This window comes from Streptomyces genisteinicus (assembly GCF_014489615.1).
In the GTDB taxonomy this organism is placed as follows: domain Bacteria; phylum Actinomycetota; class Actinomycetes; order Streptomycetales; family Streptomycetaceae; genus Streptomyces; species Streptomyces genisteinicus.
Map to the genome: position 1 here is coordinate 5,379,518 of NZ_CP060825.1, position 24,989 is coordinate 5,404,506.

The 24,989-nt window shown below is 73.1% G+C and carries 21 protein-coding genes; 12 read left to right on the forward strand and 9 right to left on the reverse strand.

Annotated features, from left to right (window positions below):
• Window positions 1-142: 142 nt before the first annotated feature.
• From ispG to IAG43_RS23465, 4 genes are all read left to right on the forward strand, one after another.
• Window positions 143-1,300, forward strand: a complete 1,158-nt coding sequence (ispG, locus tag IAG43_RS23450; protein ID WP_187742666.1) for a flavodoxin-dependent (E)-4-hydroxy-3-methylbut-2-enyl-diphosphate synthase — start codon at window positions 143-145, stop codon at window positions 1,298-1,300.
• A gap of 167 nt (window positions 1,301-1,467) precedes the next feature.
• On the forward strand, window positions 1,468-2,310 hold the full coding sequence (locus IAG43_RS23455) for a GNAT family N-acetyltransferase (protein WP_187744602.1): 843 nt from the start codon (window positions 1,468-1,470) through the stop codon (window positions 2,308-2,310).
• Between the two features lie 69 nt (window positions 2,311-2,379).
• Entirely contained in the window at window positions 2,380-2,940 is a 561-nt protein-coding gene (locus IAG43_RS23460; RefSeq protein WP_187742667.1) for a GNAT family N-acetyltransferase, read from the forward strand.
• A 65-nt stretch (window positions 2,941-3,005) separates the two neighbouring features.
• Complete coding sequence (locus tag IAG43_RS23465; protein ID WP_187742668.1) at window positions 3,006-4,700, forward strand: proline--tRNA ligase; 1,695 nt, start codon at window positions 3,006-3,008, stop codon at window positions 4,698-4,700.
• A 351-nt stretch (window positions 4,701-5,051) separates the two neighbouring features.
• Here the strand turns inward: IAG43_RS23465 and IAG43_RS23470 are convergent, their stop codons facing one another.
• From IAG43_RS23470 to IAG43_RS23480, 3 genes are read right to left on the reverse strand one after another with little or no spacing between them, the layout of a single operon-like run.
• A complete protein-coding gene (locus IAG43_RS23470; protein WP_187742669.1) occupies window positions 5,052-5,915 on the reverse strand; it encodes an aminoglycoside phosphotransferase family protein in 864 nt (287 codons plus the stop codon).
• A 23-nt stretch (window positions 5,916-5,938) separates the two neighbouring features.
• Window positions 5,939-6,388: a DUF4439 domain-containing protein gene (locus IAG43_RS23475; protein WP_187742670.1), complete on the reverse strand. Its 450-nt coding sequence runs from the start codon at window positions 6,386-6,388 to the stop codon at window positions 5,939-5,941.
• Entirely contained in the window at window positions 6,385-6,969 is a 585-nt protein-coding gene (locus tag IAG43_RS23480) for a hypothetical protein (RefSeq protein WP_187742671.1), read from the reverse strand. Before IAG43_RS23480 ends, IAG43_RS23475 begins: the two co-directional genes overlap by 4 nt.
• Window positions 6,970-7,093: 124 nt before the next feature.
• Here IAG43_RS23480 and rimP point away from each other — a divergent pair, with 124 nt between their 5' ends.
• The 8 genes from rimP to IAG43_RS23520 all read left to right on the forward strand — a co-directional run bounded on the left by rimP (window position 7,094) and on the right by IAG43_RS23520 (window position 15,381).
• Complete coding sequence (gene rimP / locus IAG43_RS23485; protein WP_187742672.1) at window positions 7,094-7,591, forward strand: ribosome maturation factor RimP; 498 nt, start codon at window positions 7,094-7,096, stop codon at window positions 7,589-7,591.
• A gap of 2 nt (window positions 7,592-7,593) precedes the next feature.
• Window positions 7,594-8,589, forward strand: a complete 996-nt coding sequence (gene nusA / locus IAG43_RS23490; protein WP_187742673.1) for a transcription termination factor NusA — start codon at window positions 7,594-7,596, stop codon at window positions 8,587-8,589.
• 116 nt (window positions 8,590-8,705) lie between these two features.
• Entirely contained in the window at window positions 8,706-8,984 is a 279-nt protein-coding gene (locus tag IAG43_RS23495) for a YlxR family protein (RefSeq protein ID WP_187744603.1), read from the forward strand.
• A gap of 154 nt (window positions 8,985-9,138) precedes the next feature.
• On the forward strand, window positions 9,139-12,228 hold the full coding sequence (gene infB, locus IAG43_RS23500; protein WP_187742674.1) for a translation initiation factor IF-2: 3,090 nt from the start codon (window positions 9,139-9,141) through the stop codon (window positions 12,226-12,228).
• Window positions 12,229-12,362: 134 nt separating this feature from the next.
• Entirely contained in the window at window positions 12,363-12,656 is a 294-nt protein-coding gene (locus tag IAG43_RS23505) for a DUF503 domain-containing protein (RefSeq protein WP_187742675.1), read from the forward strand.
• Between the two features lie 86 nt (window positions 12,657-12,742).
• Window positions 12,743-13,180: a 30S ribosome-binding factor RbfA gene (gene rbfA / locus IAG43_RS23510; protein WP_187742676.1), complete on the forward strand. Its 438-nt coding sequence runs from the start codon at window positions 12,743-12,745 to the stop codon at window positions 13,178-13,180.
• Window positions 13,177-14,076 (forward strand): tRNA pseudouridine(55) synthase TruB, encoded by a 900-nt coding sequence (gene truB / locus IAG43_RS23515; RefSeq protein ID WP_187742677.1) that lies wholly within the window; start codon window positions 13,177-13,179, stop codon window positions 14,074-14,076. Before rbfA ends, truB begins: the two co-directional genes overlap by 4 nt.
• Window positions 14,077-14,439: 363 nt before the next feature.
• Entirely contained in the window at window positions 14,440-15,381 is a 942-nt protein-coding gene (locus IAG43_RS23520) for a bifunctional riboflavin kinase/FAD synthetase (protein ID WP_187742678.1), read from the forward strand.
• Window positions 15,382-15,504: 123 nt separating this feature from the next.
• Here IAG43_RS23520 and IAG43_RS23525 read toward each other — a convergent pair whose 3' ends face one another.
• From IAG43_RS23525 to IAG43_RS23550, 6 genes are all read right to left on the reverse strand, one after another.
• On the reverse strand, window positions 15,505-16,530 hold the full coding sequence (locus IAG43_RS23525; protein ID WP_246574514.1) for an ABC transporter ATP-binding protein: 1,026 nt from the start codon (window positions 16,528-16,530) through the stop codon (window positions 15,505-15,507).
• Window positions 16,527-17,501, reverse strand: a complete 975-nt coding sequence (locus IAG43_RS23530) for an ABC transporter ATP-binding protein (RefSeq protein ID WP_187742679.1) — start codon at window positions 17,499-17,501, stop codon at window positions 16,527-16,529. Before IAG43_RS23530 ends, IAG43_RS23525 begins: the two co-directional genes overlap by 4 nt.
• Window positions 17,498-18,427, reverse strand: a complete 930-nt coding sequence (locus tag IAG43_RS23535) for an ABC transporter permease (protein WP_187742680.1) — start codon at window positions 18,425-18,427, stop codon at window positions 17,498-17,500. Before IAG43_RS23535 ends, IAG43_RS23530 begins: the two co-directional genes overlap by 4 nt.
• Window positions 18,424-19,479, reverse strand: a complete 1,056-nt coding sequence (locus tag IAG43_RS23540) for an ABC transporter permease (RefSeq protein WP_187742681.1) — start codon at window positions 19,477-19,479, stop codon at window positions 18,424-18,426. Before IAG43_RS23540 ends, IAG43_RS23535 begins: the two co-directional genes overlap by 4 nt.
• A gap of 3 nt (window positions 19,480-19,482) precedes the next feature.
• Window positions 19,483-21,357 (reverse strand): ABC transporter substrate-binding protein, encoded by a 1,875-nt coding sequence (locus IAG43_RS23545; RefSeq protein WP_187742682.1) that lies wholly within the window; start codon window positions 21,355-21,357, stop codon window positions 19,483-19,485.
• A gap of 200 nt (window positions 21,358-21,557) precedes the next feature.
• Window positions 21,558-24,800, reverse strand: coding sequence for an SCO5717 family growth-regulating ATPase (locus IAG43_RS23550; RefSeq protein WP_187742683.1), 3,243 nt, complete (start codon window positions 24,798-24,800; stop codon window positions 21,558-21,560).
• Between the last annotated feature and the right edge of the window lie 189 nt (window positions 24,801-24,989).

Genomic DNA, 24,989 nt, shown 5'->3' on the forward strand with positions numbered 1-24,989 from the left:
CCGGACACCCTTCGTGTCCGGCCGTCCCCTTTGGGGGGACATCGGTGTGCGATGTGCCCGGCCGAACGCCAGTGCCGTAATCTCGGGTGCTGGAGCCCGCCGATCTCGGGACCTCGATCCATACCTTGGGGTTGCACAGCAGATGACTGCAATTTCTCTCGGAATTCCGTCCGTTCCGACGAAGCTCGCCGACCGGAGGGTCAGCCGGAAGATCCAGGTCGGATCCGTCGCGGTCGGCGGCGACGCACCCGTCTCGGTGCAGTCCATGACGACGACGCGGACGTCCGACATCGGCGCCACCCTGCAGCAGATCGCCGAGCTCACCGCCTCCGGCTGCCAGATCGTACGCGTCGCCTGCCCGACCCAGGACGACGCCGACGCGCTCGCGACCATCGCCCGGAAGTCCCAGATCCCGGTCATCGCCGACATCCACTTCCAGCCGAAGTACGTCTTCGCCGCGATCGACGCCGGCTGCGCCGCGGTCCGCGTCAACCCGGGCAACATCAAGCAGTTCGACGACAAGGTGCGGGAGATCGCCAAGGCCGCGGGCGAGGCCGGCACCCCCATCCGGATCGGCGTCAACGCCGGCTCCCTGGACCGGCGCCTGCTGGAGAAGTACGGCAAGGCCACCCCCGAGGCCCTCGTCGAGTCCGCCCTGTGGGAGGCCTCCCTCTTCGAGGAGCACGGCTTCCGCGACATCAAGATCTCGGTCAAGCACAACGACCCCGTCGTCATGGTCAACGCCTACCGGCAGCTCGCCGCCCAGTGCGACTACCCGCTGCACCTCGGCGTCACCGAGGCCGGCCCGGCCTTCCAGGGCACCATCAAGTCCGCCGTCGCCTTCGGCGCGCTGCTCGCCGAGGGCATCGGGGACACCATCCGCGTCTCCCTCTCCGCCCCGCCGGCGGAGGAGGTCAAGGTCGGCATCCAGATCCTGGAGTCCCTCAACCTGCGCCAGCGCCGCCTGGAGATCGTCTCCTGCCCGTCCTGCGGACGCGCCCAGGTCGACGTCTACAAGCTCGCCGACGAGGTCAGCGCCGGCCTGGAGGGCATGGAGGTCCCGCTGCGCGTCGCCGTCATGGGCTGCGTCGTCAACGGCCCCGGCGAGGCCCGAGAGGCCGACCTCGGCGTCGCCTCCGGCAACGGCAAGGGCCAGATCTTCGTGAAGGGCGAGGTCATCAAGACGGTGCCCGAGTCCAAGATCGTGGAGACGCTGATCGACGAGGCGATGAAGATCGCCGAGCAGATGGAGAAGGACGGCGTCGCCTCGGGCGAGCCCCAGATCTCCGTCGCCGGCTGACCGGCGCCGGGCATCACGTGGGCCCCGCGGCCGAGCCGCGGGGCCCACGCCCGTCCCCGCCGCATTCCGGCCCCGCGGGCACCCGCGCCCTCCCGCCGGAGGCAGACGGGCCGGGTCGGCGGGTACAGTGCCATGACCAGCGAACCGTATGGTGAGGCCCTCTCGTGTTGACGCACACCACCACCCGGGTCCTCGACCCCGGCGAACTCGGCGCCGCGCTCGCCGTCCTCGAGAGCGAACCCGTGGCGAATGCTTTCGTCACCGCACGCGTGCAGGTGGCGGGCCTCGACCCCTGGCGTCTCGGCGGTGAGCTGTGGGGCTGGTACGAGGGCGGCACCCTGCGGTCGCTCTGCTACTCGGGCGCCAACCTGGTCCCCATCTGCGCCGGCCCCGAAGCGGTCCGCGCCTTCGCGGACCGTGCCCGCAGGACCGGCCGCCGCTGCTCGTCCATCGTGGGCCCGGCCGAACCGACCGCCGCCCTGTGGCGGCTGCTCGAACCGAGCTGGGGCCCGGCCAGGGACGTCCGCGCCAACCAGCCGCTGATGGTGGCCGACCGGCTCCCCGACGACATCGCCCCCGACCCGTACGTCCGCCGGATCCGCAAGGACGAGATGGACCTGATCATGCCCGCCTGCGTGGCCATGTTCACCGAGGAGGTCGGCGTCTCCCCGATGGCGGGCGACGGCGGACTGCTCTACCAGGCCCGCGTCGCCGAACTCGTCGCCGGCGGCCGGTCCTTCGCCCGCATCGAGGACGGCAAGGTCGTCTTCAAGGCCGAGATCGGGGCCGCGACCGCCCAGGCCTGCCAGATCCAGGGCGTCTGGGTGGCACCCGAGTACCGGGGCCGCGGACTGTCCGAGACCGGCATGGCGGCCGTCCTGCGCCACGCGCTCGCCGACGTCTCGCCGCTCGTCAGCCTCTACGTGAACGACTACAACACCCCCGCCAGGGCCGCCTACCGACGGGTCGGCTTCCAGGAGGTCGGCACCTTCATGAGCGTGCTCTTCTGACCGTGCGACCGGCCGGAACCCGCACCCCGGCGAACCCGGTCCCGGCCGCCGTGCCAGTAGGGTGCGGCCATGGCAGCTGATCCCGACGTCGCCACCGGCCCCCTCGACCTCGCGGACCGTGTCGACGAAGCCCTCGCCGTCCAGGCCCTCGCCTTCGGGCTGAGCGAGGAGGAGATCGACATCCGCCGCTACATCGTGCTGCGGCACCTGACCAACCCCGGAGCCCGCGCCCTCGGCGCCACCACCCCCGACGGCCGTCTGGTCGGCTTCGTCTACGGCATGCCCAACGACCGCGGGCACTGGTGGTCCACCATCGTCGAGCCCTACCTGCGGGCGGACGGCAGCGACGGCTGGCTCGACGACTCGTTCGTCATCACCGAGCTCCACGTCCACCCCGCCCACCAGGGCCGCGGCATCGGCCGCGAACTGATCACCACCCTCACCGACGGGGCCGCCCAGCCGCGTTCCATCCTCTCCGCCATCGACACCGAGAGCCCGGCCCGCGCCCTGTACCGCAGCCTCGGCTACCGCGACCTCGCCCGGCAGGTCCTCTTCCCGAGCGCACCCAGCCCGTACGCGGTCATGGGCGCCCCGCTGCCGCTGCGCCGGGGCGGTCCGCCCGGCAACTGATTTCCGCCTGCCGGTACCGCCCGGCTAACCTCCTGCACATCACACGTTCCGAGCAGGAGTTCACCATGGCCCAGGTCCAGCGCATGTCCCGTCTGATGGTCAAGACACTGCGCGACGACCCGGCGGACGCCGAGACGCTCAGCCACAAGCTCCTCGTCCGCGCCGGTTACGTCCGCCGCAACGCCGCGGGCATCTGGTCGTGGCTGCCCCTCGGCAAGCGCGTCCTGGAGAACGTCAGCCGCGTCGTCCGCGAGGAGATGGACGCCATCGGCGCGCAGGAGGTCCTGCTGCCCGCCCTGCTCCCCAAGGAGCCGTACGAGGCGACCGGCCGCTGGCACGAGTACGGCGCCGAGCTGTTCCGCCTCAAGGACCGCAAGGGCGCCGAGTACCTGCTCGGTCCCACCCACGAGGAGATCTTCACCCAGCTGGTCAAGGACCAGTGCACGTCCTACAAGGACCTGCCGGTGATCCTCTACCAGATCCAGATCAAGTACCGCGACGAGGCGCGTCCCCGCTCGGGCATCCTGCGCGGCCGCGAGTTCCACATGAAGGACTCGTACTCCTTCGACACCACCGACGAAGGGCTCGCCGAGTCGTACGCGCTCCACCGCGAGGCGTACGTCAAGATCTTCGACCGCCTCGGCCTCCGGCACAAGATCGTCTCCGCCGTGTCCGGCGCGATGGGCGGCTCGGCCTCCGAGGAGTTCCTCGCCCCCGCCGCGGCCGGTGAGGACACCTTCGTCTACTGCCCCTCCTGCGACTACGCCGCCAACACCGAGGCCGTCACCTTCGCGCTCGCCCCCGGCGACGCGGCCGGCCACGGTCCCGTCGAGGAGCTCGACACCCCGGACACCCCGACCATCGAGACGCTCGCCGCCCACCTCGGCGTCCCGGCCTCGGCCACGCTGAAGAACCTCCTGGTCAAGGTCGACGGCGAGATCGTCGCCGTCGGCGTCCCCGGCGACCGCGAGGTCGACCTCGGCAAGCTCGGCGACCACCTGGCGCCCGCGACCGTCGAACTGGTCACCGCCGAGGACTTCACCGGCCGCCCCGACCTGGTCCGCGGCTACGTCGGCCCCCAGGGCCTGGACAAGGTCCGCTACCTCGCCGACCCCCGGGTCGCCCCCGGCACGGCGTGGATCACCGGCGCGAACACGGACGGCAAGCACGCGCGCAACGTCGTCGCGGGCCGCGACTTCGAGGTCGACGAGTACCTGGACGTCGTGGTCGTCGAGGAGGGCGACCCCTGCCCGAAGTGCGGGACCGGCCTGAAGCTGGACCGCGCCATCGAGATCGGCCACATCTTCCAGCTCGGCCGCAAGTACGCCGACGCCTTCCAGCTCGACGTCCTCGGGCAGAACGGAAAGCCGGTCCGGGTGACCATGGGCTCCTACGGCATCGGCGTCTCCCGCGCGGTCGCCGCCCTCGCCGAGCAGACCGCGGACGAGAAGGGCCTGTGCTGGCCGGCCGAGATCGCCCCCGCCGACGTGCACGTCGTGGCGGCCGGCAAGGCGCTCCAGACGGAGCTGGCGCTCGACGTCGCGGAGCAGCTCGGCGCGGCCGGGCTGCGGGTCCTCGTGGACGACCGTGCCGGGGTCTCCCCGGGCGTCAAGTTCACCGACGCGGAGCTCATCGGCGTCCCCGCCATCCTGGTCGCCGGCCGGCGCTCGGGCGAGGGCGTCGTCGAACTGAAGGACCGCCGCACCGGGGAGCGCGAGGAGCTTCCGGTCGCCGAGGCGATCGCGCGCCTCGCACGCTGACCCACAGCCCGCGGGCGGCGCACCCGGGAGCCCTCCGGCCCCGGCCGCGCCGCCCACGCGCGTGCGGTTCCCCCGCGGTGCGGGGCCGGAGTCTGCCCGGTGGTACGTCGTGCGCGCGGCGTCCTCAACCGCTGGGCGTGCGGGGGTGGTTCGTGGCCGGTGCCGTCGGGTGGCTCGGCCTTGTGGCCGGGTGTGCTGGGGGAACCAGCCCGTCCGGCGATTGAGGACACGGCCGCAGGCCGTGCCGCGGCCCCCGGGCCGCACGGGCCGCACGGGCCCAGGCTCCCCGAACCCCGACGCCCCCCGGGCCGGCCCGGACCGCCCGGGCCCAAAGCCCGACGCCCCCGGGCGTCACAACCAGGAGGCGAACTCCAGCGTGAGCTCCGCCTCCGCGCGGCGGTCCTCCGCCAGCGCACGCGTGCCCGACTCGACTGCGCGGAACAGCGTCCACCCGTGGAGCCGGTCCCGGTCGACCTCCAGGGCGTCCGCCAGCCGGGTCAGGCGGCGGCGGACCGCCGAGGCTCCCGAGGAGGAGGCGACCAGGTCCTCGACGCGGTCGCGCACCAGCCGTGCCAGGTCGTAGGCGGGCTCGCCCACCACCGGCTCGGGCCCGACCGCCAGCCACGGTGCCCGGTCCCCGGCCAGCACCTTGCCCTGCCGGAAGTTCCCGTGCAGCAGCCGCACCTCACCCGGTGCGGCCACCAGTTCCTCGCGTGCCGCCAGCGCCGCGGCGACGAGCGGTTCGCCGGCGGGGGAGGTCATCGCCGCCGCCTGGCGGGCGGTGCGCGCCGCCACGGTCTCGAACCCGTGGCCCGCCGGCGGCTCGATCCACAGCCTGCGCACCGTCCCGGCGGCCTCCAGCAGTGCCTTCGCCTCCGGCAGGGAGCGCAGGGAGACCTCGGGGTGGAGGCGCTCCATGAGCAGGCCGTCGTCGCCGTCGGCGAGGCGTACGGCGCCCCAGCCGTTCCAGGCGGTGAGCGCCGCGTGCTCCAGCGCAGGCGCGGCGGACGGCGGGGCGAGCTTCAGCGCGGCGGGGGTGCCGTCCGCCTGCCGGACGAGCAGCACGACGCTGCTCCGTCCCCCGGGCGCCACCAGGCGCTCGACGTCGAGCTTCCGCCGGTCCACCGCCTCCCGGACGGTCTCCGGGAGGTGTCCGAGCCATTCGGTGCGGTCACCGAGGGCCCGGAGCAGCCGCTGGGGCGGTTCGAAAGCCATACGTCGTGTGTTTCCCTTCCGGTTCAGCCGTTGCCGCCGTCGGCGCGCTCGGCGAGCCCCGGAAAGGCTACGCCGCCGCCGCGCCAGCGTGCCGCCCGCACGGCCGCCTCGCGCAGGGCGTCGGCGGCTCGGCGGCGCAGCGGGCCCTCGGACGCCCGGACGAGGTCGGCCCAGGCGCCCGCCACCCGGTCCTCCAGCTCGGCCGCGAGCCGCACGGCCGCCGCCGGGTCCGGGACGGCGAAGGGGAGGGCGTATCCGGCCGACGCGGCGACGGGCTCGCCGCCCAGGTCGCGCACGGTGCGGGCCAGCGCGTCGCGGTGGGCGCGGTGGGCCGCGTGCGCGGCGGCGGCCTCGTGCTCGCGTGCGTCGCCGACCCGTCCGCCGACGACGCCGTAGCCGTAGACCACCGCGTGCTCGGCGGCGAGCGCCGCCTGCGCGGCGGCCACCGTGGCGGCCTTGTCCACCTCGGTCATCGCGCGTCACCCTTCGTCAGCAGGTACGCATGCGCCGAGCCGGCCGCGGCCACGGAGGCGAGCAGCCTGGCCAGCTCGGGTTCGGCGTCCATCAGGGAGGCCGTGTGCTCGGCCGAGGTGCGGCGTTCGCTCGCGGCGAGCGCCCGCAGGGCCGCCGCGGGGTCGTCGGCGACGGAACCTCCGGCGATCGCGGACGCCGTGGCGGGAGCTCCGGAGGGCGCCCCGGAGGAAGCCGGCGGCGAGGCGGGCGGCCGCGGGGCCGCGGTGCCCGACAGGGCCCCCGCGTGGGCCGCGACGGCTTCCCGCAGCGGCGCCAACCGGTCCCGCAGCGCGGGGTGCCGGAGGACGACGGCGTCGTACTCGCCCAGCAGCGCGGTGCTCCGTGCCGCGAGGCGGCGGCGCAGCTCCGCGGCGGCCGCGGCGGGATCCGCGGAGGTCCCCTTCGTGCGGGGGCCCGCGGGGGTGCCGCTCGAACAGCCCGTCAACACGGCCGCGGCGGCCGCACCCGTCGCCAGCAGGGCACGTCGCCGTGTCGTCCCCGTGCGCCCCACGCCTGTCTCCTCGGCCCGAATGGTGATCATCGCCGCAGGCGAGCGTACCCGTGGGGGCGGCGCCGGTGGACGGCAACACCCCCCGCGACCGGATACCCTTTGACTCGACACGCGAGGAACCCACAACAGCACACGCGGCCGAGGAGTCACCCGGATGAGCACCACCCAGAGCGAGAGGCTGCGCGGGCTGCTGGAACCGCTCGTCAGCGCCGCCGGACTGGATCTGGAGGAGATCGAGGTCTCCCGGGCGGGCAGGCGCCGCACCCTGAGGATCGTCGTCGACTCCGACGACGGCGTGGAACTGGACGCGTGTGCGGATCTCAGCCGCGTGATCTCCCAGAAGCTCGACGAGACCGACGCCATGGGCGAGGACGAGTACGTCCTGGAGGTCACCTCCCCGGGCGCCGACCGCCCGCTCACCCAGCACCGCCACTACGTGCGTGCCGTCGGCCGCCTGGTCCGTTTCCAGCTGCACGAGGACGGCGAACTGGTCGCCCGCATCCTCTCCGCCGACGACGAGGGGCTCGACCTCGAGGTCCCGGGCGTGAAGGGGCGCAAGCCCACCGCCCGCCGGGTCGCCTTCGGCGAGATCGCCAAGGCGCGCGTGGAGATCGAGTTCAACCGCAAGGACAAGAAGGAAGAGGAGGCGTAGCCGTGGACATCGATGTGAAGCTCCTGAAGGGCTTGGCACTGGAGAAGGAGATCGCCTTCGACCTCCTGGTCGAGGCCATCGAGTCGGCCCTCCTCATCGCCTACCACCGCACCGACGGCAGCCGCCGTCACGCCCGCGTCGTCCTCGACCGGCAGACCGGCCATGTGACGGTGTGGGCCAAGGAGGACCCGTCCGACCTGGAGGAGGGGCAGGAGCCGAAGGAGTTCGACGACACCCCGTCGGACTTCGGCCGGATCGCCGCCACCACCGCCCGCCAGGTCATCCAGCAGCGTCTGCGGGACGCCGAGAACGACGTCACCTTCGGCGAGTACGCGCGCCGCGAGGGCGACGTGGTGGCCGGCCAGGTCCAGCAGGGCAAGGACCCCAAGAACGTCCTGGTCAAGCTGGACGACAAGCTGGAGGCCATCCTGCCGGTGCAGGAGCAGGTCCCCGGCGAGGAGTACACCCACGGGCTGCGGCTGCGCACCTACGTCGTGAGGGTGGCGAAGGGCGTGCGCGGTCCGTCCGTGACGCTGTCGCGCACCCACCCGAACCTGGTGAAGAAGCTGTTCGCGCTGGAGGTCCCGGAGATCGCCGACGGCAGCGTCGAGATCGCCGCGATCGCCCGCGAGGCCGGCCACCGCACCAAGATCGCCGTCCGGTCGACCCGCTCGGGCCTGAACGCCAAGGGCGCCTGCATCGGCCCGATGGGCGGCCGGGTGCGCAACGTGATGGCCGAGCTGCACGGCGAGAAGATCGACATCGTCGACTGGTCGGACGACCCGGCCGAGATGGTGGCCAACGCGCTGTCCCCGGCCAGGGTGAGCAAGGTCGAGGTCGTGGACCTCGGTGCCCGTTCGGCGCGGGTGACCGTGCCGGACTACCAGCTGTCGCTGGCGATCGGCAAGGAGGGGCAGAACGCCCGCCTGGCCGCCCGTCTCACCGGCTGGCGCATCGACATCCGCCCGGACACCGAGCAGGACTCCGACCGGGACTGAGGAAAGCGTCCGCGCGGGCCGCGCCGCCGCAGGGCACGGGCCGTGTGGATCAGGACAACAACCGTTCGAATCTTGCCCCGAAGGGGTGGGGTCGGTGCGGGGAGGTAGACTTGAACGTGTCTGGCCGGACGCCTGCCCGCGTGTGCCCTGTACGAACCTGTGTGGGATGCCGGGAGCGAGCGGCCAAAGACGATCTGCTGCGCATCGTGGTGATCGGGAGCGAGTGCGTCCCCGATGATCGCGGTACGCTGCCCGGCCGGGGTGCCTATGTGCATCCCGCCGTGGTCTGTCTCGATCAGGCGGTTCGCCGCAGGGCGTTCCCGAGGGCCTTCCGGGCCCAGGGACCGCTCGACACCGCCGGTCTCCGGCGGCACGTCGAGCAGACGGCACAGTGAAACGAAAGAGAAGTACGGCACGGAACCCCGTGCGGTCAGGTACCTCGCGAGTCGGAAGTAGGTCGAGATTGCGATGAGCACTCGATGAGTACGCGATGAGTACGCCCATGAAGTAGCGACGGTCCGGCGGTAACCCGGACCTAAAAGGAGCGAAGTGGCTAAGGTCCGGGTATACGAACTCGCCAAGGAGTTCGGTGTGGAGAGCAAGGTCGTCATGGCCAAGCTCCAAGAACTCGGTGAATTCGTCCGTTCGGCGTCCTCGACGATCGAGGCGCCGGTTGTACGCAAGCTGACCGACGCGCTGCAGGGCCCCGGCGGCAACGCCGGCAAGACCGCAGCGAAGCCGGGCGCGCCCCGCAAGGCGACGCCCAAGCCCCCGACGCCCTCCGCGCCGTCTCCGGCGCAGGGCGCATCCCCTGCCGCCAAGCCGGCCGGGGCACGTCCCGCTGCCCCGAAGCCCGGCGTCCCGGCTCCCAAGCCGGCCGCGGCGAGCGGCAGCACCCCCTCCGCGGCCCCGGCTCCGGGTCCGCGTCCCACTCCGGGCCCGAAGCCCGCACCGGCCAAGCCCGCTCCGGCGGCTCCGGTGCCCGCCGCCGAGTTCTCGGCGCCGGCCCCGGCCCAGCCCAGCACGCCGCAGGCACCGCGTCCCGGTGCCGCCCCCGGCCCCCGTCCGGCCGGCGGTCAGCGCCCGGCCCCGGGTGCCGGCCAGCGCGGCGAGCGTCCCGCCCGTCCCGGCGGCGCCGGCGGCGCCCCGCGTCCGGGTGCCCGTCCCGCGGGTCCCCGTCCGGGCAACAACCCCTTCACCTCCGGCGGTTCGACCGGCATGGCGCGCCCGCAGGCGCCCCGTCCCGGCGGCGGCCGTCCCGGCCCCGGTGGTCCCGGCGGCGCCCCCGGCGCCCCGCGTCCCCAGGGCGGTCCCGGCGGCGCTCCGCGTCCGCAGGGCCAGGGCGGTGCCCGTCCGACCCCCGGTGGCATGCCTCGTCCGCAGGCCCCGCGTCCCGGCGGCGGCCCCGCCGGCAACCGCCCGAACCCGGGCATGATGCCGCAGCGTCCTGCTGCCGGTCCCCGCCCCGGCGGCGGCCCCGGTGGCGGCGGTCGCGGTCCCGGCGGTGCCGGTCGTCCCGGCGGTGCCGGTCGTCCCGGCGGCGGCGGCGGCTTCGCCGGCCGTCCCGGCGGCGGTGGCGGTGCCGGTCGTCCCGGTGGCGGCGGCGGCTTCGCCGGCCGTCCCGGCGGCGGTGGCCCCGGTGGCGGCGGCGGCTTCGGCGGCGGTCGTCCCGGTTTCGGCGGGCGTCCGGGCGGTCCCGGCGGCCGCGGTGGCACGCAGGGTGCGTTCGGCCGTCCCGGCGGTCCGGCGCGTCGTGGACGCAAGTCGAAGCGGCAGAGGCGCCAGGAGTACGAGGCCATGCAGGCCCCGTCGGTCGGCGGCGTGATGCTGCCTCGCGGCAACGGCGAGGCCATTCGCCTGTCGCGCGGTGCGTCGCTCACCGACTTCGCGGAGAAGATCAACGCCAACCCGGCGTCGCTCGTCGCGGTCATGATGAACCTCGGCGAGATGGTCACCGCGACCCAGTCCGTCTCCGACGACACGCTGCAGATGCTCGGCGAGGAGATGAACTACGCCGTCCAGATCGTCAGCCCGGAGGAGGAGGACCGCGAGCTTCTCGAGTCCTTCGACATCGAGTTCGGCGAGGACGAGGGCGGCGAAGAGGCTCTGGTCTCCCGTCCGCCGGTCGTGACCGTCATGGGTCACGTCGACCACGGAAAGACCCGTCTGCTCGACGCGATCCGCAAGACGAACGTCGTCGCGGGCGAGGCCGGTGGCATCACCCAGCACATCGGTGCCTACCAGGTCTCGACCGAGGTCAACGGCGAGGACCGCGCGATCACCTTCATCGACACCCCGGGTCACGAGGCGTTCACCGCCATGCGTGCCCGTGGTGCGAAGTCGACCGACATCGCGATCCTCGTGGTGGCGGCCAACGACGGTGTGATGCCCCAGACGATCGAGGCGCTGAACCACGCCAAGGCGGCCGACGTGCCGATCGTGGTCGCGGTCAACAAGATCGACGTCGAGGGCGCCGACCCGACCAAGGTGCGCGGTCAGCTCACCGAGTTCGGTCTGGTGGCCGAGGAGTACGGCGGCGACACCATGTTCGTCGACATCTCCGCCAAGCAGGGTCTGCACATCGACTCCCTGCTGGAGGCCGTCGTCCTCACCGCCGACGCCTCGCTCGACCTGCGGGCCAACCCCGACCAGGACGCGCAGGGCATCGCGATCGAGTCCCACCTCGACCGCGGCCGCGGTGCGGTCTCGACCGTGCTGGTCCAGCGCGGAACGCTGCGCATCGGCGACACCGTGGTGGTCGGCGACGCGTACGGCCGCGTCCGGGCGATGCTCGACGACAAGGGCAACAACGTCGAGGAGGCGGCCCCGTCGACTCCCGTCCTGGTGCTCGGTCTCACCAACGTGCCGGGTGCCGGCGACAACCTCCTGGTGGTCGACGAGGACCGTACGGCCCGCCAGATCGCCGAGAAGCGCGCTGCGCGCGAGCGCAACGCCGCCTTCGCCAAGCGCACCCGCCGGGTGTCCCTCGAGGACCTCGACAAGGTGCTCAAGGCCGGTCAGATCCAGGAACTCAACCTCATCATCAAGGGCGACGCGTCCGGCGCGGTCGAGGCTCTCGAGTCCTCGCTGCTCCAGCTCGACGTCGGTGAAGAGGTCGACATCCGGGTCCTGCACCGCGGTGTGGGTGCGGTCACCGAGTCCGACATCGACCTGGCGATGGGCTCCGACGCCATCGTCATCGGCTACAACGTCCGTGCGGCCGGCCGTGCCGCGCAGATGGCGGAGCGCGAGGGCGTCGACGTCCGCTACTACTCGGTGATCTACCAGGCCATCGAGGAGATCGAGGCGGCCCTCAAGGGTCTGCTCAAGCCGGAGTACGAAGAGGTCGAGCTCGGCACGGCGGAGATCCGCGAGGTCTTCCGCTCGTCCAAGCTGGGCAACATCGCGGGTGTTCTCATCCGCTCCGGCGAGGTCAAGCGGAACACCAAGGCCCGCCTCATCCGCGACGGCAAGGTCGTGGCGGAGAGCCTCAACATCGAGGGTCTGCGCCGCTTCAAGGACGACGTCACCGAGATCCGCGAGGGCTTCGAGGGCGGTATCAACCTCGGAAACTTCAACGACATCAAGATCGACGACGTCATCGCGACGTACGAGATGCGCGAGAAGCCCCGCGGCTGACGCACACCTCACCGGGGCCGGTCGGCGGAAGTATTTCCGTCGATCGGCCCCGGCCGTTGCGTGTACCGTTCTGATGTTCCTGCCAAGCGCTGGCAGGCGTCATGAACCCGCACCGGCGGGACATCCGGACACACATGTATGTGGGGACACTCTCCTTCGACCTGCTTCTCGGCGACGTACGGTCGCTGAAGGAGAAGCGGTCGGTGGTACGCCCGATCGTCGCCGAACTCCAGCGGAAGTACGCGGTGAGCGTGGCGGAGACGGGGGACCAGAACCTCCACCGGCGGGCCGAGATCGGCCTCGCGGTGGTCTCGGGCGACACCGGGCACCTCTCCGAGGTGCTCGACCGGTGCGAGCGGCTCGTCGCCGCCCGGCCGGAGGTGGAACTGCTCTCGGTTCGACGCAGACTCCACGGCGACGAAGACTGAACGGGCACGGCACCGAGCAGCAGCAGTAGTAGCAGGCAGCAGTAGCAGTAGCAGCAGCAGGAACAGCAGCAAGAGGAGAAGGACCAGTGGCCGACAATGCGCGGGCGAAGAAGCTGGCAGACCTCATCCGGGAGGTGGTCGCCGAGAAGCTCCAGCGCGGCATCAAGGACCCACGTCTGGGAACGCACGTGACCATCACGGACACGCGTGTCACCGGTGATCTGCGGGAGGCCACGGTCTTCTACACGGTCTACGGCGACGACGAGGACCGCGCCAGCGCGGCAGCAGGGCTCCAGAGCGCCAAGGGCATCCTGCGTTCGGCGGTCGGGGCGGCGGCGGGCACCAAGTTCACGCCCACCCTCACCTTCGTGCCGGACGCGCTCCCGGAGAACGCCAAGACGATCGAGGACCTCCTCGACAAGGCGCGCGCCTCGGACGCCAAGGTGCGCGAGGCGTCCTCCGGCGCCGCGTACGCGGGCGAGGCCGACCCGTACCGCAAGCCCGAGGACGAAGCCTCGGAATGACAGAGCGCACCCCCACGCCCGACGGCCTTGTCATCGTCGACAAGCCGTCGGGCTTCACTTCGCACGACGTCGTGGCCAAGATGCGCGGCATCGCGCGCACCCGCCGTGTCGGCCACGCCGGCACCCTCGACCCGATGGCGACCGGAGTGCTCGTCCTCGGTGTGGAGAAGGCCACCAAGCTCCTCGGCCACCTCGCGCTGACGGAGAAGGAGTACCTCGGCACCATCCGCCTGGGACAGAACACGGTCACGGACGACGCGGAGGGCGAGATCACCTCCTCCGCCGACGCCTCCGCGGTCACCCGGGAGGCGGTGGACGCGGGCGTCGCCGAGCTCACCGGCGACATCATGCAGGTGCCGTCCAAGGTCAGCGCCATCAAGATCGACGGCAAGCGGTCGTACGCACGGGTGCGCGGCGGCGAGGAGTTCGACATCCCGGCCCGGCCGGTGACCGTCTCGTCGTTCCGCGTGTACGACGTGCGGGAGGCCACCGCGGAGGACGGCACACCCGTGGTCGACCTGGTCGTCTCCGTCGTCTGCTCCTCCGGCACCTACATCCGGGCGCTCGCCCGGGACCTGGGCGCCGGACTCGGGGTCGGCGGCCATCTCACGGCCCTGCGGCGCACGCGGGTGGGCCCGTACGGGCTCGACGCGGCCAGGACGCTGGAGCGGCTCCAGGAGGAGCTGACGGTCATGCCGATCGCAGACGCCGCCGCCGCGGCGTTCGCCCGCTGGGACGTCGATACCCGGCAGGCGAAACTGCTGGTCAACGGTGTGCGGCTGGAGATGCCGGCGCAGGAGCGGTCACCGGTCGCCGTCTTCGGCCCCGACGGGCGCTTCCTGGCGCTGGTCGAGGAGCAGAAGGGCAAGGCCAAGAGCCTCGCCGTGTTCGCCTGACGGCGGGGCCGCCGGTCGGTGACCGGCTCTTCGTGGAACGGGCAGCTGTGCTGCCCGTTCCACGACCCCCCTCGTTTCCCCCACACCAGGTCTGTCCGTCCGGCCGCCCGAATTCACCTCATCGTGCGGGCGCTCGGAGTACCTGCGGGCGTGAAAGGGGGGCGCATTCCCGTTGACCTGGGCATCGGCGTCCCGGAAACCCGGGGCAGCCGCGGAACCGGGGAATCCGCAGGACCGGCACCCCCGCCGACGGCTCGCACGGGGCGATCAGGAGCCGATGCCGACCGCGAGGGGCGGGCATGGCAGTCTTAGACCTGCGCATTGTCGGTATTCAGGAACAGGTTCGGGCGAGGAGCGGTCACAGTGCAGCGCTGGCGTGGCTTGGAGTACATCCCCCAGGACTGGGGGCGCAGCGTCGTCACCATCGGTTCCTACGACGGGGTGCACCGCGGGCACCAGCTGATCATCGGCCGTGCCGTGGAGAGGGCGCGCGAACTGGGAGTCCCGGCGGTCGTGGTCACCTTCGACCCCCACCCCAGCGAGGTCGTCCGCCCCGGCAGCCATCCGCCCCTGCTCGCCCCCCACCACCGGCGCGCCGAACTCATGGAGGACCTGGGCGTCGACGCCGTCCTCGTCCTCCCCTTCACGCTCGCGTTCTCCCAGCTGTCCCCCGCGGACTTCGTGGTGAAGGTGCTCGTGGACAAGCTCCACGCCCGCGCCGTCATCGAGGGCCCCAACTTCCGCTTCGGCCACCGCGCCGCCGGGAACGTCGGTCTGCTGCGGGAGCTGGGTGCCGCCCACGACTACGAGGTCGAGGTCATCGACCTCTTCGTGAGCGGCGAGGCGGGCGGCGGCGTCCCGTTCTCCTCCACCCTCACCCGGCGACTGGTCGCCGAGGGCGACGTCACCGGCGCCGCGGAGATCCTCGGGCGGCCGCACCGGGTCGAGGGCGTCGTCGTGCGCGGTGCGCAGCGCGGCCGGGAGCTCGGCTTCCCCACGGCCAACGTGGAGACCCTGCCGCACACCGCCGTTCCCGCGGACGGCGTGTACGCGGGCTGGCTGACGGCCGACGGCGAGCGGATGCCCGCGGCGATCTCGGTGGGCACCAACCCGCAGTTCGACGGCACCGAGCGCACCGTGGAGGCGTACGCCATCGACCGCGTCGGTCTGGAGCTGTACGGGCTGCACGTGACGGTGGACTTCCTCGCGTACGTGCGGGGCCAGCAGAAGTTCGACTCGATCGAGGCACTGCTCGTGGCGATGGGCGAGGACGTCAAGCGCTGCCGCGAGCTGACGTCGGCGTAGGCGAGCTGACGTCCGCGTAGGGCGGGCTGCGGCAGCCCCTCCTCCTCCGCCGTCGGGGCGGAGCTGTTCTCGGAGCGCCCCCACCGGCACGGTGGGGGCGCGGTCGCGCCCGGCGCGGTGTGCTCAGTCGCCGGACGGGCCCGGTCCCCCGGCCCAGTGGCAGGCCACCTGTGCCGCGGTGGTGTGCGGCAGCACGGGAAGCGGCTTCGTCCGGCAGGCGTCCGCCACCCCGGCGTGCGCCGCCTCCCCGGAGGCCAGGATCTGGCACCGGGCGTGGAAGCGGCAGCCCCCCGGGATGCGCGCCGGGTCCGGCGGCTCGCCCGTGAGGACGACCGGCGGCGTCGGCGACTCGGGCAGCACCGAGAGCAGTGCCCGGGTGTACGGATGCCGGGGCGAGGTGAGGACCTCCTCCACCGGACCGGACTCCACGATGCGGCCGAGGTACATGACCGCGACCCGGTCGGCGATGTTCCAGGCGAGCCCCAGGTCGTGGGTCACCACCAGCGCCGACAGGCCCAGTTCGTCGCGCAGCCGCAGCAGCAGCGCCAGGATCTCACCGCGCACCGAGGCGTCCAGGGAGGCCACCGGCTCGTCCGCGACGATGAGTTCGGGCTCCAGCACGAGCGCCCCGGCGATGACGACGCGCTGCCGCTGGCCGCCGGAGAGTTCGTGGGGATAGCGGAGGAAGAAGCGCTCCGGGGGGCGCAGGCCGGCCCGGGACAGGGCCGCGGCGACGGCCTCGCGTTCGTCGCCCGTGTATCCGTGGATCCGCAGGCCCTCGGCGACGGCGTCGTACACGGTGTGCCGGGGGTTGAGCGAACCGCTCGGGTCCTGGAGCACGAGCTGGACGCGCTTGCGGTACCGCTTCAGGGCGCGGCCGCCGTAGTCCAGCGGCGCCCCGCCGAAGGCGACCCGCCCGTCGGTGGGCGGCACCAGGCCCAGCAGGGAACGCGCCAGGGTGGTCTTGCCGCAGCCTGACTCGCCGACCAGGGCGACGATCTCGCCGGCTCCGATGTCCAGGTCGACACCGTCGACCGCCCTGGCGGGCGGGGCGCCGCGCCGCCCGGGGAAGGAGACGTGCAGGCCGGTGGCCGAGAGCAGGGCGGGGGTCCCGGTCACGGTGGGGCTCTTCTCGGTGGAGGCGGTCACGGCTGCGTCACCTCTGCTCCCGCATGGACGCAGGCGGCACGGCGCAGGTCGCCGGCGCCGACGAGGACCTGGTCCTGGTGGGCGCAGGTGTCGAGCGCCACGGGGCAGCGGGGGTGGAAGGCGCAGCCGCCGGGCAGGGCCGCCGGGTCCGGCGGGTCGCCGGGCAGGCCGCGCGGGGCACGGCGGGAGGCGGGGTCGCCGATCCTCGGGAACGCGGCGGACAGCGCCTTGCCGTAGGGGTGGCGGGCGGCGTCGTAGACGTCCCGCGCCGGTCCCTCCTCGACCACGCGGCCGGCGTACATGACGGCGAGTTCGTCGCAGGTGTCGGCGAGGACGCCGAGGTCGTGGCTGATCATCAGGAGGCTGATGTCCTTCTCGGCGACGAGCTGTTCGATCAGGCGCAGGATCTGCGCCTGGATCATCACGTCGAGGGCGGTCGTCGGCTCGTCCGCGACGATGAGCCGCGGGTCGCAGGCGAGCGCCATGGCGATCATGACCCGCTGGCGCTGGCCGCCGGACAGCTCGTGGGGGTAGGCGTCGGCCCGGGAGACCGGCAGGCCCACGTGCTGGAGCAGCTCGCCCACCCGGGTGCGGGCGGCCGCCGGGGTGGTGGTGCCGTGCAGCAGCATCGGCTCGGCGATCTGCTCGCCGACGCGGTGCACGGCGTTCAGCGAGTGCATCGCGCCCTGGAAGACGATCGACGCCCCGGCCCAGCGGACGGCCCGCAGCCGGCCCCACTTCATGGTGAGCACGTCCTCGCCGTCCAGCAGGATCTCACCGGACAGCCGGGCCGAGGCGGGCAGCAGGCGCAGCAGCGCGAGCGCCAGCGTGGACTTGCCGCAGCCGGACTCGCCCGCGACCCCCAGTTTGCGGCCGGCGGCGAGGGTGAGGTCCACCCCGCGCACGGCGGGCACCGCCGTGCGGCCGCTGCCGTACGTCACATGCAGGTCCCTGACCTCCAGCACGCTCACCGCGCGACCCCCAGCTTCGGGTTGAGGACGGATTCGACGGCGCGCCCGCACAGGGTGAACGCGAGGGCCACGAGGGCGATCGCGATCCCGGGCGGCGCCAGGTACCACCAGTGGCCGGAGGAGACGGCGCCCGCCTCCCGCGCGTCCTGGAGCATGCCGCCCCAGGAGACGACGGTCGGGTCGCCGAGGCCGAGGAAGGCCAGGGTCGCCTCGGTGAGGATGGCGCTGGAGATGCCGAGGGTGGTCTGCGCGAGGACCAGCGGCATCACGTTCGGCAGCACGTGGCGGTTCATGATGTGCCCGTGCCCGCCGCCGAGCGCCCTGGCCCGCTCGATGTACGGGCGGGACTCGACGGCGATGGTCTGGGCGCGCACCAGACGGGCCGTGGTGGGCCAGGTGGTGACGCCGATGGCCACGATGACCGTCCACATGCTCCGCGACATGACGGTCGCCAGGACGATGGCGAGCACCAGCGTCGGCATCACCAGGAACCAGTCGGTGATCCGCATGACCACGGTCGAGAACCAGCCGCCGTAGTGGCCGGCGACGACGCCGACGAGTGTGCCGATGGCCACGGAGAGCGCCGCGGCGAGGAGCCCGACCGTCAGCGAGATCCGGGCGCCCCAGACCAGCAGGCCGAGCAGGGAGCGCCCGAACTGGTCGGTGCCGAGCGGGAATTCACCGCTCGGCCGCTCCAGCGCGCTGCCGGGCGCGTTGGTCACGCTCTGCACGTCGGAGCCGACCAGCAGCGGCGCGGCCAGCGCCAGCAGGGCGATCACCGCCAGGGCGCCGAGTCCGAAGAGCCCGGCCCGGTGGGAGCGGTAGGCCGTCCAGAAGCGGGCGAGCGAGTGCCGCCGGCGCGCCCACGCGAGGGAGCGGGCGGAGCGGGCGCGCTCCGCGGCCGGTGCGTCCGGTGTCGTCGTCATCGGCCCACCCGGGGATCGAGCAGCGGATACAGCAGGTCGGCGAGGAGGTTCATCACGATCATCGCTCCGGCGAAGACGACGAACAGGCCCTGCACCAGCGGCAGGTCGGGCACGCTCAGCGCCTGGTAGAACAGGCCGCCGAGCCCCGGCCAGGAGAACACCGTCTCCACCAGGATCGAACCGGCGGCCACATGGCCGAGGTTGATGAAGACCATGGTCACGGTGGGCAGCAGCGCGTTCGGCACCGCGTGGCGGCGGCGTACGGCGTCGTCCCGCAGCCCCTTGGCCCGTGCCGTCGTCAGGTAGTCGCTGCCCATCTCGTCGAGCAGCGAGGAGCGCATCACCAGCAGGGTCTGCGCGTACCCGACGGCGACCAGGGTGATCACCGGCAGCACCATGTGGTGGGCCACGTCGAGGACGTGGGCGAGGCCGGTCTCGTTGCCGGACTCCATGCCGCCGGTCGGGAACATGCCCGGGATCGGGCCGATCCCCACCGAGAAGGTGATGATCAGCAGCAGGCCCAGCCAGAACGACGGAACCGACCACAGGGTCAGCGCCACACCGGTGTTGACCCGGTCGCCGAGGCTGCCGTGCCGCCATGCCGACCGGGTGCCCAGCCACAGGCCGATCGCCGAGTAGAGGAGGACCGCCGTACCGGTCAGCAGCAGGGTCGCGGGCACCTTCTGGAGGATCAGGTCGCCGACCGGCGCACGGAACTGGTACGACATGCCCAGGTCGCCGGTCAGGGCCTTGGCGCAGTAGTCGGTGAACTGCTGCCACAGGGGCTGGTCGAGCCCGAACTGGCGGCGCAGCGTGGCCATCTGCTCGGCGGACGTCGGCACGCCGTGGGTCATGGCCTTGACCGGGTCGCCGGGGATGATCCGGAAGAGGAAGAAGCTGGTGACGAGCACGGCGATCAGGGAGACCGCCGCGCCGCCCAGCTTGCCCGCCGCGTGGGCGAGGTAGGCGCGTACGCCGGCGCCGCTCGCGGCGCGGGCCCCGGGGGCCCGCGCCACGGCGGTCGTGGTGCCGGTGGTGCTCGTGGTGCTCATCGACTATTCACGGTCTTCCGCGGTGGAACGGCGACGCATCGCGACGAAGACCCCCGCGGCCGCGGCCAGCGCGACGGCCGCGCCGACGCCGATCAGGATCCCGGTCGAGGAGCCGCCGCCGGAGCCTTCCCCGGCCGAGGCCGGCTCCGCCGACCACCAGCTCCAGTAGCCGTCCTGCCCGTAGATGTTGCCCGCGGCCTCGGGCATCGTCGTGATCGACTTGATCTGGTCGGTACGGTACGCCTCCAGCGCGTTCGGATACGCGAGGACGTTCATGTAGCCCGTGTCGTAGAGGCGGGATTCCATCTGCTTGACCAGTTCGGTGCGCTTGGCGGCGTCGTACTCCACGGCCTGCCGGGCGTACAGGTCGTCGAACTGCTTGTCGCAGATGAAGTTGTCCGTGGCGCCGGTGTCCTTCGGGGTGGCCGGCAGGGCCGCGCAGGTGTGGATCGACAGCACGAAGTCCGGGTCGGGGTTGACCGACCAGCCGTCGAAGGCCAGGTCGTAGTCGCCCGCGAGCCACGGGTCGGAGACGTTGTCCAGGCACTCGACCTTCAGGCCGATGCCGAGTTCGCCCCACCACTCCTGGAGGTACTTGCCGATCGCCTTGTCGTTCGGGTCGGTGGCGTGGCACAGGATCCGGAAGTCGAGCGGCTTGCCGTCCTTGCCCGCGCGCTTGCCGCTCGCGTTCTTCCTGTAGCCGGCCTGGTCGAGCAGCTGCGCGGCCTTGGCGGGGTCGTAGCCGATCTTCTGCTCGGCCGACGGCTTCCAGAAGTACGAGGAGAACCGGGGCGGGATGTAGCCCTCTCCCTCGACCGCGTGGCCCTGGAAGACCTTGTCCACGATCGTCGTGCGGTCGGTGGCGTGGAACAGCGCCTTGCGGACCGCCGGGTCGAGCAGCGCCTTGTGCCCGTTGCCGAAGGTCTTGCCGTCCTTGGACCGGGCGCCGGGGTTGGTGGCCAGCGCGAAGAACCGGCGGCCGGGGGCGTCGTTGACCTTGATGTTCTCGGCGCTCTTCAGCGCGTCGGCCTGAGCGGGCGTCAGCCCCTGGACGAAGGAGACCTCGCCCTTCTGGAGGGCGGCGACCGCGGCGTCACCGTCCTTGTAGTACTTGAAGACCAGCTCGTCGAACTTGGGCGCGCCGCGCCAGAAGTCCTTGTTGGGGGCGAGCTTCACGTACTGGTCGACCTTGAAGTCCGTGATGACGAACGGCCCGTTGCCGACGATGGGGAACTGCTTGTCGTTGTTGAAGGTGGAGAAGTCGCCGACCTTCTCCCAGATGTGCTTCGGGACGATGGGCACGTCCAGCGCCGTCATCGTGGCCTGCGGCTTCTTCAGCCTGATGACGAGCGTCGCCGGGTCGGGCGCGGTGACCTCGGCGAAGTTGGCGGTGAAGCTGCCGTTGGCGGTGGCGGCGTTCGGGTCGGCCATCATCTTGTTGAAGGTCCAGGCGGCGTCCTCGGCCGTGGCCTTCTTCCCGTCGGACCAGGTGGAGTCGGACCGGATGGTGTACGTCCACGTCAGCTTGTCGGCGGACGGCTTCCACTCGGTCGCGAAGCCCGGGACGGTACGGCCGTCCTTGGGGTCGTAGTTCGTCAGGTACTCGTAGGTGAGCCGGTGGATGGACGTCGTCAGCAGCCGTGACGCGAGGAACGGGCTCAGGGAGTCCACGCTCTGCGACACGGCGACGGTGAGGACGTCCTTGCCGTCGGCGGCCCGCGCCGGGGCGAGCGCGGCGGTGCGGTCCTGCGGCGCCGCCTGGGCCTGCGGGACGATCAGGCCCGCCAGCAGCAGCGCGGACGCGGCGGTGCCGACGGCCGCGGTCCGCCGGAAACGGGAACGGAGCCGGGCGGTGGGTGGTGGAGCCTGTGTGACCATGGGACGGTGACCTCGCGTCATGACTCGCTCGGAGAAGGCGGGTTGGTGATCTCGGGTTCGCCAGCTGGTGAAGCGAAGGTTTATCAGTGTGGTCATGCCGCGTCAACGGCCGTCCAAACCCCGTGTGGGCTGCGGGAATACGCCGAGGGCCCGCACCGGGTGACCGGTGCGGGCCCTTATTGGTCCAGACCTCTGCAGCCCTACTGCTGAGGGGCTGGCGGCGCCTGCGGAGGCTGCTGCTGCGGCCATCCGGGCGGCGGCACCGGAGCCTGGGAATCCGTCTGACCTGGGGCGCCGGGATGTCCGGGCGCTCCCGGAGGAGGACCCGCGGGAGAGGGCGCCTGCGGAGGCTGCTGCTGCCATCCCTGCGGCGGATACGGCTGCTGAGGGCCGCCGTACGGCTGCTGCGGCTGCTGGGGGTAGGGCTGCTGGACGGGCGGCTGCTGCCCCGGGCCGGGCTGGTGCGGCACCTGCTGTCCCGGCATCGGCTGCCCGGGCACCGGCTGACCCGGAGCGGGCTGCTGCTGCCACGGCTGGCCCTGGTACCCCGGCATGGGCGGCGCGGACTGCGGCGGCGGGTTGCCGTCGGCCGTCCACAGCCCCTGCTGCTGCTGGGCACGGACGAAGTCCTCGGCGATCAGCGCCGAGAGGTTGAAGTACGCCTCGCGGGTCTTGGGGCGCATCATGTCGAGGTCGACCTCGGCGCCCGCCGCCAGGTGCTCGTCGAACGGCACGACCACCACGCCGCGGCAGCGCGTCTGGAAGTGCGCCACGATGTCGTCCACCTTGATCATCTTTCCGGTCTCGCGCACCCCGGAGATGACCGTCACCGAACGCTGCACCAGCTCCGCGTAGCCGTGCGCCGACAGCCAGTCGAGCGTCGTCGACGCGCTGCTCGCGCCGTCCACGGACGGCGTGGAGATGATGATGAGCTGGTCGGCGAGGTCCAGCACGCCGCGCATGGCGCTGTACAGCAGACCGGTGCCCGAGTCGGTGAGGATGATCGGGTACTGCTTGCCCAGCACGTCGATCGCGCGCCGGTAGTCCTCGTCGTTGAACGTGGTGGAGACGGCCGGGTCCACGTCGTTGGCGATGATCTCCAGACCGGACGGCGCCTGCGAGGTGAACCGGCGGATGTCCATGTACGAGTTGAGGTACGGGATCGCCTGCACCAGGTCCCGGATGGTCGCCCCGGTCTCCCGGCGGACCCGCCGCCCGAGCGTGCCGGCGTCCGGGTTGGCGTCGATCGCCAGGATCTTGTCCTGCCGCTCGGTGGCGAGTGTCGAGCCCAGCGCGGTCGTCGTGGTGGTCTTGCCGACGCCGCCCTTGAGCGAGATGACCGCGATCCGGTAGCAGGAGAGGACCGGCGTGCGGATCAGGTCGAGCTTGCGCTGCCGCTCAGCCTCCTCCTTCTTGCCGCCCAGCTTGAAGCGGGCCGCGGCGGCCGGGTTGCGGCTCGACTTCGGCTTCTGCCGGTTGTTGCGCAGCAGCCTGTCGGAGGAGAGCTCCACGGCCGCCGTGTAGCCGAGCGGCGCGCCCGGCACGGAGCGTTCGCGCTGGTCATGGGTGACCGGCGACGGCCAGGCGCCGCCGGCCCGCGGGTCGGCCGGCGCCCCGGGAGCGCCGGGCGCCTGGGGCGTGCCGCCCTGACCCTGCGGCGGCACCTGCCCGGGGGCATCCGGCGCTCCCGGCGGCACCTGCCCGGGGAACGGGCCGGGCTGCTGACCCGCGGGCGCTCCCGGCTGCTGACCGGAGTGCTGCCCCGGCTGCCCTGCCGGAAGCGGCTGGGCGGCGGCGGGGGAGTGCTGCTGCTGAGGCGGCAGCGGTGCGGGCGGGGTGGGTGCGCCGGGGTGGCCGGGCTGTGCGCCGGGGTGGGGTGCGGCTGCGCCGGGGTGTGCTCCGGGGTGGGGTGCGGGGCCGCCGGGGTGCGGGAAGCCGTAGCCGGCCTGCGGGGTGGGTGCGCCGGGGTGGCCGGGCTGGGCTCCCGGCTGGGGGAAGCCGTAACCGGGCTGGGACGCGGGAGCGGCGCCCGGGTGCGGTGCGGACTGACCGGGCTGCGGGAAGCCGTAACCGCCTTCCGGTGCGGGCGGGGTGGGTGCGCCGGGGTGGCCGGGCTGTGCTCCGGGGTGGGGTGCGGGGCCGCCGGGGTGCGGGAAGCCGTAGCCGGCCTGCGGCGCGGGTGCGCCGGGGTGGCCGGGCTGGGCTCCCGGCTGGGGGAAGCCGTACCCGGGCTCGGGGGCGGGCTGCTGTCCCTGCTGCGGGAAGCCGTGGCCGCCCTGCGGGGCCGGGGCCACGGGCTGCTGACCGGGCGTGGGGGAGGGCTGCCAGGGAGCGGGAGCACCCGGCGCCGGCGCGGCCGCGGGCGGCGCGGAGGCGTCGGCACTCGGTGCGGGCCACTGCTGGGCGGCGGCCGGGGCGGCGGGCTGGTACGCGGGCGGCAGCGGAGGAAGGCCCGGCTGGGGCGCCGCGGGCGCGGGTGCCCACGGCTGCGGTTCGGCGGCCGGGGGCAGCGCGTCGGGAGCCGCTTCCGGCAGGGACGCCGGCGGGGTGTCCTGCGGCTCCTCGGACGCGGGCACCGCGTCCCGGACGTCGTCCGGGGTCTCGGCGGTGTCGGCCGTGTCGTTCGCCACCGCGGGGGAGTTCGCGTCGCCGGAGCCCGATGCGTCGCCCGTGTGGTCCCGCGCGTCGTCGCCCGCGTCGGCGCCGAAGGCGTCCGCGGCGAAGACGTCCGAGCCGAAGGTGTCCGGTGCGGAACCGCTCGCGGGGCCGTCCGCGCCGTCCGCGCCGTGCCCGCTGTCCGAGGCGCCGTCGCCGTCCGCGGCGGAACCGTCCGCCTCGCGGTCCGCGACGGCCGCCGCGGCCGACGCGTCGTCAGGGGCCCCCTCGCCGTCGCCCCGGTCCGTGCTCGAGGGCGCGGCGTCCCCGGCGGCAGCTTCGTCGGCGGCGGTCCGCTCGGCGATCTCGCGCTTCAGGGCAGCGGCGGAGAAGCGCATCGTCGCGCCGCTCTCCACGTCACCGCTGCCGGAGCCGGAGCCGTCGGAGCCTGCCGCGTGGTCCGCCGGCAGGGCCGCGGGTGCGGGCTCCGCCGGCAGGGGGACGGGGGCCGGCTCGGGCGCGACCGGCTCGTGCGCCGACGGCGGCACGGCCGGACCCGGCTCGGGCGCGGCGGCGTCCTGCCCCGGCGGAGGCGTCGCGGACCAGTTGGGCTCGAACCCGCTTCCCGCCGGCAGCCCGGGCACGGCCACCGGCGCGCCCTGCGGCGGAGGCGGCGTGTGCGGTGCGCTCCCCGCCCCGCCCGACGTGTCACCCGATGCGTTCTGCGTGTACCAGGCGGGAGGGGTGTAGTCGATGGTGAACTCACCCGTCAGCTCGGCGGGATCCGCGTCGGACTCGTCGACGGGAAGGTTCCAGTCCCCGTGGATCTCGTCCCGATCGCCGTTCACTTTGCCTCCTGGTGTGGTCGAGCACCCTTGTGCCGTGGTGGGTGGGGGCGACCGCTGACGTCCGATCGGCCCGGCTCTCCCCCGAGGACGCGGTGGGCATGCCGGTAGGTTCTGCATGCCGCGCCCCGACCCACCCTAATCGCCGACGACACCGCTCCGGCAGGCCCGTCCGGCACCCGTGACCGTCCC